The following is a 12,938-nucleotide window of genomic DNA, read 5'->3' as shown; positions in this document are numbered from 1 at the left end:
GTGTGTCCGGTTTTTTTATCCGGAAACCGGCAGATTTTTTCTGAAAACGCAATCGTTTACGTGGTTTGATACAAAATTCATTAACACAGGTGATGACATGTCTGCGACACAGCCGCAAAGCGGGTGCAAATTAGACCAATTTTTTAAACTGACTGAGCGCGGCACCACTGTCCGCCGTGAAGTTCTGGCCGGGCTGACCACATTTCTGGCGATGGTGTACTCCGTGATTGTTGTGCCGGGTATGCTCGGCCAGGCGGGTTTCCCGCATACGGCGGTCTTTATCGCCACCTGTCTGGTGGCCGGGTTCGGCTCCCTGCTGATGGGGTTGTGGGCAAATCTGCCGATGGCTATCGGCTGTGCGATTTCCCTGACCGCCTTTACCGCATTCAGCATGGTACTTGGTCAGAATATCCCGATTCCGGTTGTGCTGGGGGCGGTCTTCCTGATGGGGGTGCTGTTTACCCTGATCTCTGTCACCGGTATCCGCACATGGATTCTGCGCAATATCCCGATGGGTATTGCCCACGGCACGGGGATTGGTATCGGCCTGTTCCTGCTGCTGATCGCCGCCACCAATATTGACCTTGTGGTCAAAAACCCGGGGGCGGGTATGCCGGTGTTGCTGGGGGATTTCACCTCTTTCCCGGTGATGATTGCACTGGCTGGCCTGGCGGTGATTTTCGGCCTGGAACGTCTGAAAGTGCCGGGTGCAGTACTGCTGGTGATTATTGCGATTTCCGTTATCGGGCTGATTTTTGACCCGAATGTGAAATATCAGGGTTTCTTCAAGCTGCCATCCCTCGGTGATGACGGGCTGTCACTCTTCTTCAGCATGGATATCATGGGGGCACTGAAACCAGTGGTTCTGCCGACGGTACTGGCGCTGGTCATGACGGCGGTGTTTGATGCGACAGGCACTATCCGCGCGGTTGCCGGCCAGGCGAATCTGCTGGATAAAGATAATCAGATCATTAACGGCGGCAAAGCCCTGACGACAGACTCGGTCAGCAGCATTGTAGCCGGTGTTGTCGGCGCGGCGCCTGCGGCGGTGTATATCGAATCTGCGGCCGGTGCCGCTGCGGGTGGCCGTACCGGGCTGACCGCAACCGTGGTCGGGGTGCTGTTCCTGCTGATCCTGTTCCTTTCTCCGCTCTCTTATCTGGTTCCGGCCTATGCCACGGCACCGGCGCTGATGTATGTCGGCCTGCTGATGCTGAGCAATGTCAGCAAACTGGATTTCGGTGACTTTGTCGGCTCCATGTCCGGCCTGCTGTGTGCGGTGTTTATTGTTCTGACCAGTAACATTGTGACCGGGATTATGCTGGGCTTTGCCTCGCTGGTTATCGGCCGTATCGCCGGGGGTGAATGGCGTAAGCTGAATATCGGCACTGTTCTTATCGCAGCGGCACTGGTGGCGTTTTATGCTGGCGGCTGGGCAATTTAAGTGATAAATCACCACTTAACGGAAGCTGGTGGTGACGATACGCTTTATTTATACGATTTGTCTCAAAATACTAATTAATTGCCCGAATTAATGGCCTGAGAAGATAAAATAGCAGTGGCGGATAACGCATCCGCCGCTGCTTTTTTTGTATGATAGTGGCAACAGGCGGTAATTTTTTCTCCTCCGGGGTCTTATTACGGTTTTTTTGCCGTTATTAACAGTATCTTTTTGTCAGCGGGCTGATGAAGCCCTAAGTTCAGTAAGGGTAATATGGAAATATTCTTTACGATTCTTATTTTGATTCTGGTCGTGTCGGTGTCCGGTGTTCTCACCAAAATGATCCCGTATCGTATTCCGTTACCCATCATTCAGATCGCGATGGGGGCTCTGCTTGCCTTCCCGCAGTTTGGTCTGCATGTCACGTTCGATCCTGAACTGTTTCTCGTCCTGCTGATACCGCCGTTGCTGTTTGTTGACGGCTGGAAAACCCCGACCCGGGAATTTATGCAGAAAGGGCGGGAAATCTTCATCCTGGTGCTGTTCCTGGTGCTGGTCACCGTTATCGGTATCGGGTATCTGATCTACTGGCTGATGCCGGGGATTGAGCTGATCCCGGCCTTTGCCCTTGCGGCGGTGTTGTCTCCGACAGATGCCGTGGCGCTGTCGTCGATTGTCGGCAAAGGGCGAATTCCGAAACAGATGATGGGTATTCTGGAAGGGGAGGCGCTGATGAATGACGCCTCCGGCCTGGTCGCGCTGAAATTTGCCGTGGCGATTGTCATGGGTACGATGATTTTCTCCGTCACCGGTGTCACGCTGGAATTCTTCAAAGTCGCAATCGGCGGCCTGCTGGCGGGGGTGGCAGTTACCTGGCTGTACAGTAAGTCGCTGCGCCTGATGAGCCGCTGGAGCGGGGATGACCCGGCCACGCAAATCGTCTTTATGTTACTGCTGCCATTCGCCTCTTATCTGATTGCGGAACATATCGGTGTGTCCGGTATCCTGGCGGCCGTGGCGGCGGGGATGACCATCAGTAAATCCGGGGTTATCCGCAATGCGCCGCTGGCGATGCGTCTGCGGGCGGATAATGTCTGGGGGATGCTGGAGTTCGTCTTTAACGGCCTGGTCTTTATTATGCTCGGCCTGCAACTGCCGGGGATCTGGCAGGTGTCGGTGATTGAGGCGGAGCTGGATCCGACCGTCGAAACCTGGATGCTGTTTACCGCCGTTATCGTTATTTATTTTGCTTTGCTGGTATTACGTTTCTGCTGGCTGTGGATGATGAAAACCGTCAGCCGCCTGACCTTAAAACGCAAGCCGCTGGATTTCACCTTCTACACTACCCGTGAACTGTGGCTGGCATCATTTGCCGGGGTGCGCGGGGCGATAACCCTGGCGGGTGTGCTCTCTATCCCGCTGTTCCTGCCGGACGGCACACCGTTCCCGGCGCGTTATCAGATGGTGTTTATCGCCGCCGGGGTGATTATCTTCTCTCTCTTTATGGGGGTGGTATCGCTGCCGTTCCTGCTCAAAGGGATGCATGTCGGGGATAAACAGGCGGATGCCAATGAAATCCGTGCGGCGAAAGCGGCGATGGCAGAAGTGGCGATTGTCAGTATCGGCAAGATGGAAGAGCGTCTGTCCGCCAGTTCGGATGAGGCGCTGGATGCGGAAGCCATCAGTGAAGTGGCCTCCAGGGTGGCCGGGCATCTCAGGCGGCGTACTGCCGGTGATGATGAGATGGAATATAACCTTCAGGTGGAAGATCTGGAGCGCCGTTTCCGTCTGACTGCACTGCGTGCCGAGCGCGGGGAGCTGTATCATCAGCGTGCGACCCGTAATATCAGCAATGAAACCCTGCAACTGCTGCTGCATGACCTGGATCTGCTGGAAGCCCTGCTGGTTGAGAAAGAAACATAACCGATGCCGTTACTGATTATTACCACAATTCTGTGGGCCGCATCGTTCAGCCTGATTGGCGAGTATCTCGCCGGTCAGGTGGACAGCTGGTTCTCTGTGTTAGTCCGTGTGTCGCTGGCGGCACTGGTTTTTCTGCCGTTTCTGCGCTGGCGCGGGATCGCCCCGAAAGTCATTCTGATGTATATGGCGGTGGGCGCCTGTCAGCTCGGCATTATGTATCTCTTTGTTTTCCATGCCTACAACTACCTGACCGTCGCGGAATTCCTGCTGTTTACCGTGCTGACACCCCTGTATGTGACACTGATTTATGACCTGCTGGAGCGGCGTGGTCTGCGCTGGGGTTATGTGTTCAGTTCACTGCTGGCGGTGATTGGTGCGGCGGTGATCCGCTATGATCATCTCAGTGACTCTTTCTGGACAGGGCTGATTCTGGTGCAGCTGGCGAATATCTTCTTTGCCATCGGCCAGGTCGGTTACAAACGGCTGATGGAAGTGCATCCGCTGGTGCAGCGCACGGCGTTTTCCTGGTTCTACCTCGGTGCCTGTGTGGTGGCGCTGGCGGGCTGGCTGCTGTTCGGTAATTTTGCCAAAATGCCGTCCACGCAGTTACAGTGGGGTGTCCTGCTGTGGCTGGGGATAGGGGCTTCCGGGATCGGCTACTTTATGTGGAACTACGGCGCCACGCAGGTGGACGCCGGAACACTCGCGATCATGAACAACATGATGGTTCCGGCGGGGTTACTGGTGAACTTTGCCATCTGGCAGCAGCATCCGGACTGGCTCACGTTCAGCATTGGCGCAACTCTGATTGTGGCATCCCTGTGGGTGCACCGGGTATGGATACTGAAGCCGTCTTTACAAAAGGCAGATTGTCCACCGCGTGCTGACGCGTCGCGCGAATAAACGACTCAACAGCCGGCTGACGCTGTTCCCCGCTACGGTTTGCGGCATACAGCCGGCTCCATAATCCCTCGCCTAAAGTCTTGGTCACCACCATTCCCTGTCTTTCAAAATTCTCCACCGCCCAGTGCGGCAGTGCGGCGATCCCCATGCGGGCGGCGACCATCTGGATCATCAGCAGGGTGTTATCCACGGTTTTTATCTGCGGGGAAACACCGGCCGGTTGCAGGAAACGCCGCCAGATATCAAAGCGCTGACGCTGTACCGGATAAATCAGCAGGGTTTCTGCGGTCAGATCCTGCGGCTGAATATGCAGACGGCGGGCCAGCGGATGATCCGGTGCCACCACCAGCTTCACCTCATAATCAAACAGCGGCGTGTATGTCAGCTTCCCGTTGTGCTGCTCATCAATATCGGATGTCAGCACCACATCGAGTTCGCGTTTCAGCAGTTCCGGTTGCGGATCAAAACTGACCCCGGAAGTGAAATCGACATTAATCTGCGGCCAGCTCTCGCGGAAATGCGCCAGAGCGGGGGTCAGCCACTGAATGCAGCTGTGGCACTCAATCGCCACGCGCAGCGCGGTCAGTCCCGGCTCATTGCATTCACGGATGGCATCTTTCACCAGCGGCAGTACCTGCTCCGCCAGCTGTAACAGTACCTGTCCCTGCGGGGTGAATTGCAGCGGCTGGGTTTTGCGGATAAAAATCCGGTAGCCGAGCCGGTGTTCCAGTTCACTGAACTGATGGGAAAGGGCGGATTGTGTCTGATGCAACGCACCTGCTGCTCCCGCGAGTGACCCTGACTGATTCAGTGCCTGAATCGTTTTTAAATGTTTTATTTCTATCATGAGGAACCTTCAGGTTAGCAATGAAGAATTTGCGCTTGTTTCTTATACAGTACCCGTTGATTATGGATGTGTAAACATCTGGATGGCTAAATGATAGGATTTTTTATGACGACACATAATCACACTCTGGGTTTTCCGCGTATCGGTCTGAAAAGAGAACTGAAAAAAGCGCTTGAAGGTTACTGGGCAGGACAGATTTCACAGGATGAGCTGCGCGATACCGGCCGTGAATTACGCCGCCGTCACTGGCAGCTGCAAAAAGAGGCCGGGGTTGAATTATTACCGGTCGGGGATTTCGCCTGGTACGATCATGTTCTCGGCACCAGCCTGCTGTTCGGTAATGTACCGCCGCGCCATGCCGGTGCGGACGGGAAAATTGACCTCGATACCCTGTTCCGTATTGCCCGCGGCCGTGCGCCTTCCGGTGAACCGGCGGCTGCGGCGGAAATGACCAAATGGTTTAATACCAACTATCACTACATTGTGCCGGAGTTTCAGCGCGGTCAAACCTTCACCGTGAGCTGGCCGCAGCTGTTTGACGAGGTGGATGAGGCGCTGGAGCAGGGCTTTGCGGTTAAACCGGTGCTGCTCGGCCCGGTGACCTATCTGTGGCTCGGCAAAGTGAAAGGGGCTCAGTTTGACCGCTTATCATTACTGCCGTCACTGTTAGAAGCCTATAAAAACGTGCTGGAAAAACTGGCGCAGCGCGGTATTGAGTGGATTCAGATTGATGAACCGGCTCTGGTGCTGGATCTGCCGCCGGAGTGGCAGGATGCTTACCGCACGGCATATGATGCTTTGCAGGGACATGCAAAACTGCTGCTGACCACCTATTTTGACGGAGTAAGCCATCACTTACCGCTGATCCGTGAGTTACCGGTGCAGGGGCTGCACGTCGATTTCGTCGCGGGCGGTGATGATATTCAGGCCATCCACGACGCATTACCGGCGGACTGGCTGCTCTCTGCCGGTCTGATTAACGGGCGCAATGTCTGGCGTGCCGATCTGCGGCAAAAATATGATGTCATCGTCCCGCTGGCCGGGAAACGCGACCTGTGGATCGGGACATCCTGCTCACTGCTGCACAGCCCGATTGACCTGCGTGATGAAACCAAACTGGATGAAGAAGTTAAAAGCTGGTTTGCCTTCGCACAGCAGAAATGTGAGGAACTGGCATTGCTGACCCGTGCGGTCAACAGCGGCTCGGCAGATGATATCGCCGCGCTGGCGGAATACAGTGCCCCGATTACCCGCCGCCGTGATTCTTCCCGCGTGCACAATGCTGCGGTGGCTGCCCGGCTGGCGGCGGTAACCGCCCGCGACAGCGAACGTGCCGCACCGTATGCCGAACGTGCAGAGGAACAGCGCCGCCGTTTTAACCTGCCACTGTGGCCGACCACCACAATCGGATCTTTCCCGCAAACCACGGAAATCCGCGGCCTGCGTCTGAACTTCAAAAAAGGGAATATCGATAAAGCATTCTACCGCACTAATATCTCTGAACATATTAAGCAGGCGATTAATGAGCAGGAACGGCTCGGACTGGATGTGCTGGTTCACGGCGAAGCGGAACGTAATGACATGGTGGAGTATTTCGGCGAGCATCTCGACGGCTATGTCTTTACGCAGAACGGCTGGGTACAGAGCTACGGCTCGCGCTGTGTAAAACCGCCGGTGATTATCGGGGACATCAGCCGTCCGGAACCGATCACCGTTGACTGGGCGACTTACGCGCAATCCCTCACCAGCAAGCCGGTGAAAGGCATGCTGACCGGGCCGGTGACCATTCTCTGCTGGTCATTCCCGCGCGAGGATGTCAGCCGTGAAACTATTGCCAAACAGATTGCTCTGGCACTGCGTGATGAAGTGAACGATTTGCAGAAAGCCGGGATCGGTATTATCCAGATCGATGAACCGGCACTGCGCGAAGGGCTGCCGCTGCGCCGGGCAGAATGGGCGGAGTATCTCACCTGGGCGGTGGATGCCTTCCGGCTGAATGCGGCGGTAGCAGATAATGACACTCAGATCCACACTCATATGTGTTACTGCGAATTCAATGACATCATGGATTCTATTGCGGCGCTGGATGCGGATGTGATCACCATTGAAACATCACGCTCGGATATGGAACTGCTGGAAGCATTTGAGGATTTCGACTATCCGAATGAAATCGGGCCGGGTGTTTATGATATTCACTCGCCGAATGTGCCGGAAGTGGAGTGGATTGAAGCCCTGCTGCGCAAAGCGGCGGATAAGATAGCGGTGGAGCGTCTGTGGGTTAACCCGGACTGCGGCCTGAAAACGCGCGGCTGGGATGAAACCCGCAAAGCCCTGGCGAACATGGTGGAAGCGGCACGCCGCCTGCGGGAAAATCCGCTGACATCCCGCTGAGTTTATTTATATAAAAGAAGAAAAAAGCCGGTCAGTAATGACCGGCTTTGTGTTATGCAAAATCCAGCGTCTGCTGATGTGCTGCCAGATATTCCGCCGCTTCCGGTGTGTTCTCTGTCAGCCCGTCGTGGCTGAACTGCTCAACATGATGACGCAGAACCATCTTACCCAGCCCGCGTGAACCGCTGTGAACCAGTAGTATCACACGCTGTTTATCCAGCCCGGATGCGGCAAACAGCTCGTCATCACAGATCTTATCGATTTGCTGAAACTCAGCAAAATTGTGCGGTGGTGATCAGTTGTTGAATCGCGTTACTTTCGATCCACGTCGCATCCGGGGCGATATAAGAGACGCCCGGCGCGACAAAATGCATATAATTGCCCATAATCCATTCCGGAAAATAGTGAAAATTCGGGTTTATGGCGGGCAGTCAGGAAGAAACAGAGAGGTAACAGGGACGGGTAATACGGGGAAATAACGCTGTAATACCGGTGTGATATCAGTTCTGCAAGAGCCCGCAAAGAGTGCACAGTAATGTTGTCATATGAACCTCCTTACGTTCTGAAAGTGATTGTCAGCACGCATCGCGTGCCGGAATGGTGCGGATAGTAGAGTGAGGCGGATAAAAAATCAAACTGTGTTTTGCTTTTTCAGGGAGCAGTCCGGCGACATTTTCAGCATAAACCGTTGTTTATGTGATTTGAATCTCATTTTTATGTAATTGATTCATTATCACGTATCAATGAAGTGATAATAATCACTAAATTTTGTGTAGTGACACGCTACAGTGTCCCCAATAATCATTTTTTCGCTAAGGAGTTCAGGATGGCTGATGTATTTCATTTAGGTTTGACTAAAGCAGATTTACAGGGTGCGACGCTGGCTATCGTACCGGGCGATCCGAACCGGGTCGAAAAAATTGCCCGCCTGATGGACAATCCTGTTCATCTCGCATCTCTGCGTGAATTCACCTCATGGCGCGGTGAACTGGACGGTAAAGCGGTAATCGTCTGTTCAACCGGTATCGGTGGCCCGTCCACCTCTATCGCGGTGGAAGAACTGGCCCAACTGGGGATCCGCACGTTCCTGCGTATCGGTACCACCGGTGCGATTCAGGAAAACATCAATGTCGGTGATGTCCTTGTGACCACAGCGGCTGTGCGCCTGGATGGTGCAAGCCTGCATTTCGCGCCGATGGAATTCCCGGCCGTGGCTGACTTTGAATGTACCACCGCGCTGGTAAATGCGGCGAAAGCAGCCAAAGCCACCGTTCATATTGGTGTGACCGCTTCTTCTGATACTTTCTATCCGGGCCAGGAGCGTTATGATACCTTCAGCGGCCGTGTGACCCGCCGGTTCAGAGGATCAATGAAAGAGTGGCAGGAAATGGGCGTGATGAACTTTGAAATGGAATCCGCCACGCTGCTGACCATGTGTGCCAGTCAGGGACTGCGTGCCGGGATGGTTGCGGGTGTTATCGTTAACCGCACCCAGCAGGAAATTCCTGATGAAGCGAAGATGAAGAAAACCGAATCCAACACTCTGGATATTGTGGTGGAAGCCGCCCGTCATCTCATCTGATCGTTACCGGTTTCATGAATCAGCCGTATCGCCGGGTTTTCCGGTGGTGCGGCTTTTTTTCATCATTTATTCTGTAAATCTGATACAGTGATCGTGCCGAACATACTGATAATAATGATAAAGAGGTATCAATGACCAGACAGCCATTACCGCATCCTTCCGTACTGCCGCTCGACGGCGGGATCAATTTCCGTGACCTGGGAAACAAAGTGCTGCCGGACGGCAGTAAAATCAAACCCGGCCTGCTGTTCCGTGCCGGGGCGCTGGATCGCCTGAGTGACAACGACTTAACCCGGCTGACAGAGCAGAATCTGTTTCAGATCCTGGATTACCGCGACAGCGGCGAAATTGCTGATAAACCGGATCGTCTGTGGAATGGCGCGCTGTACACGAACGCACCGGCAAATCCGATGTCAAAGGAAGTGGATGCTAACCTTGAGAAGCTCGGCAATGAGGTGCTGACGGAGTTTGATCCGAAAGCCTTTATGCTGCGTCTCTATGAACTGCTGCCGCTGGGCAACACTGCATATCATGCACTCGGTGATATGCTGCGCAACCCGGAAAAAGGCGGCATTGTGCAGCACTGTGCGGTTGGTAAAGACCGGACCGGTGTGGGTTCGGCACTGGTGCTGTTTGCACTCGGCGCGGATACCGATATGGTGATGGAAGATTACCTGCTGACCAATGACACGCTGGCACCTTACCGCCATGAATTGCTGGCGGAACACGCGAAAACCATGCCGGAAGCGGTGGTGGAGAAATTCGCCTATGTGTACTCCGTACAGCCTGATTTCCTGAATACCGCACTGAAAAGTATTCACTCGCATTATGGCAGTATTGATACCTGGCTGGCGAAAGATATCGGGCTGACAACAGCAGTCCGCGACAAAATCCGCAACCATTTCCTTGAGTAATATCAGACAGTAAGGGGGATTTTCTGGCACCGGCAGATATTATCACCACCGTTACCGCATTTGTCCGTGAACATGAGTTCTCGGCATTACCGATCGTTTTCGTGCTGGCATTCGGTGAATCTCTCGCATTTCTTTCCCTGTTGTTTCCGGCAACAGTAATTCTGCTCGGAGTCGGGGCGCTGATCGGGGAAGGCGGGCTGCATTTTCTGCCTGTCTTCCTGGCTGCTGCCACCGGTGGCTTTTTCGGCGACTGGATCTCCTATTACATCGGCTTCTACTACAAGGACAATGTCCGTCATATGTGGCCGATTTCCCGCTCCCCGCAAACCCTGGTCAGAGGGCATCAGTTCTTTGAAAAATGGGGAATATGGGGTGTCTTTTTCGGGCGCTTCTTCGGGCCGTTCCGCGCCGTGGTACCGCTGGTGGCCGGGATCTGTGCGATGCCGCAGCGCCATTTTCAACTGGCGAACCTGTCTTCTGCCGTGATCTGGGCATTCGGCCTGCTGGCCCCCGGCGCGTTCGGGCTGAAATGGATGGCCGGGCTGATGGGCGGATAGCGCCGGATTTTCACCGGATTACATTGTTTTTTGCGCGACGCGCCGAAAAAAACGGCGGACAGCAAAAAGACAGTGGACATCTGTACAGTGCTATTTTACCGTAAGCGGCGTAAGTGACTCGCGGAGGAGACGGCCATCGTGGATATTCAGTGGCTTTATGGTTTTATCGGCATTCTGAGCGGTATTCTGCTGGGCGGCGGTGTGGTCTGGTTCAGCCTGCAACAGCGGCTGGCGGACAAAAACCGGCTGTTACAGGATAATATTGCGCAACTGGCCCTGCTGGATGAAACCCGGCGTCAGGCTGCATACTGGCAGCAGGCCAGGGAGCAGAGTGAACAGTCACTGGAAAATGCCCGTCATATCAGTGCACAACAGGAAGCGGAAATCCGTGAGCTGACCACCCGGCTGGAAGAAAGCCGCCTGGCTGCTGAAGAAAAACAGCGGTTGCTGCTTAACAGTGAGCAGCGGCTGAATACCCAGTTTGAAAATCTGGCTGCCCGTATTTTTGAACACAGTGGCCGCCGGACAGATGAACTCAACCGCCAGAGTCTGTCCATGCTGCTGCGCCCGTTCCGTGAACAGCTGGATAACTTTAACCGGCAGGTGCAGGAAAGCTACAGCCAGGAAAGCCGCGAACGTCATACCCTGACACATGAAATTCAGCGCCTGCAGCAGCTCAATCTGCGGATGGCGCAGGAAGCTGTCAATCTCACCAATGCCCTGAAAGGCGACAACAAAATGCAGGGTAACTGGGGAGAAACCATTCTTGCCCGTATCCTGGAAGCCTCCGGCCTGCGCGAAGGCCATGAATTCGCCACCCAGGTCAGTCTGAAAAATGAACAACAAAGTCGTTATCAGCCCGATGTGGTGATTTATCTGCCGCAGAACAAGCAGGTGATTGTGGATGCCAAAGTGTCGCTGGTGGCTTATGAACGTTATTTCAACAGCGACACTCCGGAAACCCGTCAGTCGGCACTGACGGAACACATCAACTCAGTGCGTCAGCATATCCGCAGTCTGAGCCGCAAAGAATATCAGAATCTCAGCGGGATTAACTCACTGGACTATGTACTGATGTTTATCCCGGTTGAACCGGCGTTTCTGGCAGCAGTCGGGCAGGAAAGTGTATTACTGGACGAAGCCCTCAGAAGCAATATCATGCTGGTCAGCCCGTCAACATTGCTGGTGGCGCTGCGGACAATCGCCAATCTCTGGCGTTATGAACATCAGCATGAAAACAGTCAGGCAATTGCACAACGGGCAGCGCGTCTGTATGACAAACTCCGCCTGTTTACCGAGGAAATGGACGGTATCGGCCAGGCGCTGGATAAAGCCCAGAGCACGTACCACGGGGCGATGAAAAAACTGACCACCGGCCGGGGAAACCTGCTGTCACAGGCAGAAAGCTTCCGTGAGCTGGGCGTTGAGGTAAAACGCCCGCTGGATGAAATTCTGGTGCAGAAAGCCCGTCTCAGTGAACAGCAGGACACCACTGCGGATGAACTGCCGGAGGAGACGGCTAATTTCGCAGAACAACACAATGGGCATAGGGTTTTGCGGTAAAGGCTGATACACTTTTCCGATCACTAATTCATGCACACAGGCAAAACAGGCAAGAAGAGAATGGAAGAGCAATCCCGGGATACAATCGATTTTGGTTTTCGCACTGTTAACAGAAACGAAAAAGCAGGTATGGTGGCAAACGTCTTTCATTCTGTTGCCGCAAAATACGATCTGATGAATGACCTGATGTCTTTCGGCATCCATCGTGTCTGGAAACGTTTTACTATTGATGCCAGTGGTGTCCGCCGTGGTCAGCGGGTGCTGGATCTTGCCGGGGGAACCGGTGATTTCACTGCAAAATTCTCCCGCATGGTCGGCGAAAATGGTCAGGTGATCCTCGCGGATATCAACGATTCCATGCTGAAAATGGGCCGGGAAAAGCTGCGTAACCACGGGGTTGTCGGCAATGTGAATTATGTTCAGGCGAATGCCGAAGAACTGCCGTTCCCGGATGACTACTTCAACTGCATCATCATCTCTTTCGGGCTGCGTAATGTCACCGATAAAGACAAAGCACTCCGCTCTATGTTCCGTGTGTTAAAACCGGGCGGCCGCCTGCTGGTGCTGGAATTCTCCAAACCGGTGATTGAACCGCTGAGTAAAGTATATGACGCATATTCTTTCCACGTGCTGCCGCGTATCGGGCAGGCGGTTGTGAATGATGCGGACAGCTACCGCTATCTTGCCGAATCTATCCGTATGCATCCGGATCAGGAAACCCTGAAAGGCATGATGGAAAATGCCGGATTTGAGCATGTTTCCTACACCAATATGACCGGCGGCATTGTGGCGCTGCATAAAGGATTCAAATTCTGAT

11 protein-coding genes are annotated in these 12,938 nt (G+C 54.0%); 9 read left to right on the top strand and 2 right to left on the bottom strand.

Going from position 1 to position 12,938, the window contains the following annotated elements:
- Positions 1 to 97: 97 nt before the first annotated feature.
- The 3 genes from ACSBQN_RS18490 to ACSBQN_RS18480 all read left to right on the top strand — a co-directional run bounded on the left by ACSBQN_RS18490 (position 98) and on the right by ACSBQN_RS18480 (position 4,267).
- Positions 98 to 1,444 (top strand): NCS2 family permease, encoded by a 1,347-nt coding sequence (locus ACSBQN_RS18490; protein WP_004238244.1) that lies wholly within the window; start codon positions 98 to 100, stop codon positions 1,442 to 1,444.
- Positions 1,445 to 1,714: 270 nt separating this feature from the next.
- Positions 1,715 to 3,364: a Na+/H+ antiporter gene (locus ACSBQN_RS18485; protein ID WP_004238243.1), complete on the top strand. Its 1,650-nt coding sequence runs from the start codon at positions 1,715 to 1,717 to the stop codon at positions 3,362 to 3,364.
- A gap of 3 nt (positions 3,365 to 3,367) precedes the next feature.
- Positions 3,368 to 4,267, top strand: coding sequence for a carboxylate/amino acid/amine transporter (locus tag ACSBQN_RS18480; protein ID WP_024475186.1), 900 nt, complete (start codon positions 3,368 to 3,370; stop codon positions 4,265 to 4,267).
- Here the strand turns inward: ACSBQN_RS18480 and metR are convergent.
- Entirely contained in the window at positions 4,152 to 5,114 is a 963-nt protein-coding gene (metR, locus tag ACSBQN_RS18475) for an HTH-type transcriptional regulator MetR (protein ID WP_024475185.1), read from the bottom strand. The two genes, ACSBQN_RS18480 and metR, sit on opposite strands and share 116 nt — an antisense overlap.
- A gap of 105 nt (positions 5,115 to 5,219) precedes the next feature.
- Here metR and metE point away from each other — a divergent pair, with 105 nt between their 5' ends.
- Complete coding sequence (metE, locus tag ACSBQN_RS18470) at positions 5,220 to 7,505, top strand: 5-methyltetrahydropteroyltriglutamate--homocysteine S-methyltransferase (RefSeq protein WP_214168066.1); 2,286 nt, start codon at positions 5,220 to 5,222, stop codon at positions 7,503 to 7,505.
- A 52-nt stretch (positions 7,506 to 7,557) separates the two neighbouring features.
- Here metE and ACSBQN_RS18465 read toward each other — a convergent pair whose 3' ends face one another.
- Entirely contained in the window at positions 7,558 to 7,725 is a 168-nt protein-coding gene (locus ACSBQN_RS18465; protein WP_236595624.1) for an RtcB family protein, read from the bottom strand.
- Positions 7,726 to 8,331: 606 nt separating this feature from the next.
- On the opposite strand from ACSBQN_RS18465, the gene udp reads away from it, so the two are divergent.
- The 5 genes from udp to ubiE all read left to right on the top strand — a co-directional run bounded on the left by udp (position 8,332) and on the right by ubiE (position 12,937).
- Positions 8,332 to 9,087 carry a uridine phosphorylase gene (gene udp / locus ACSBQN_RS18460; RefSeq protein ID WP_024475183.1) on the top strand — a complete coding sequence of 252 codons (756 nt, stop codon included), beginning with the start codon at positions 8,332 to 8,334 and terminating at the stop codon, positions 9,085 to 9,087.
- Positions 9,088 to 9,218: 131 nt separating this feature from the next.
- Positions 9,219 to 10,001, top strand: coding sequence for a tyrosine-protein phosphatase (locus tag ACSBQN_RS18455; RefSeq protein WP_024475182.1), 783 nt, complete (start codon positions 9,219 to 9,221; stop codon positions 9,999 to 10,001).
- 23 nt (positions 10,002 to 10,024) lie between these two features.
- Positions 10,025 to 10,558 carry a DedA family protein gene (locus tag ACSBQN_RS18450; RefSeq protein ID WP_354633313.1) on the top strand — a complete coding sequence of 178 codons (534 nt, stop codon included), beginning with the start codon at positions 10,025 to 10,027 and terminating at the stop codon, positions 10,556 to 10,558.
- A 138-nt stretch (positions 10,559 to 10,696) separates the two neighbouring features.
- On the top strand, positions 10,697 to 12,121 hold the full coding sequence (gene rmuC / locus ACSBQN_RS18445) for a DNA recombination protein RmuC (RefSeq protein ID WP_024475180.1): 1,425 nt from the start codon (positions 10,697 to 10,699) through the stop codon (positions 12,119 to 12,121).
- A gap of 60 nt (positions 12,122 to 12,181) precedes the next feature.
- Entirely contained in the window at positions 12,182 to 12,937 is a 756-nt protein-coding gene (gene ubiE / locus ACSBQN_RS18440) for a bifunctional demethylmenaquinone methyltransferase/2-methoxy-6-polyprenyl-1,4-benzoquinol methylase UbiE (protein WP_004238233.1), read from the top strand.
- Position 12,938 lies beyond the last annotated feature (1 nt).

The organism is Morganella sp. B601, assembly GCF_051172335.1.
GTDB lineage: Bacteria > Pseudomonadota > Gammaproteobacteria > Enterobacterales > Enterobacteriaceae > Morganella > Morganella morganii.
Note: the sequence above shows the minus strand (reverse complement) of the source record. Positions and strands in the feature narration are given on the sequence as shown.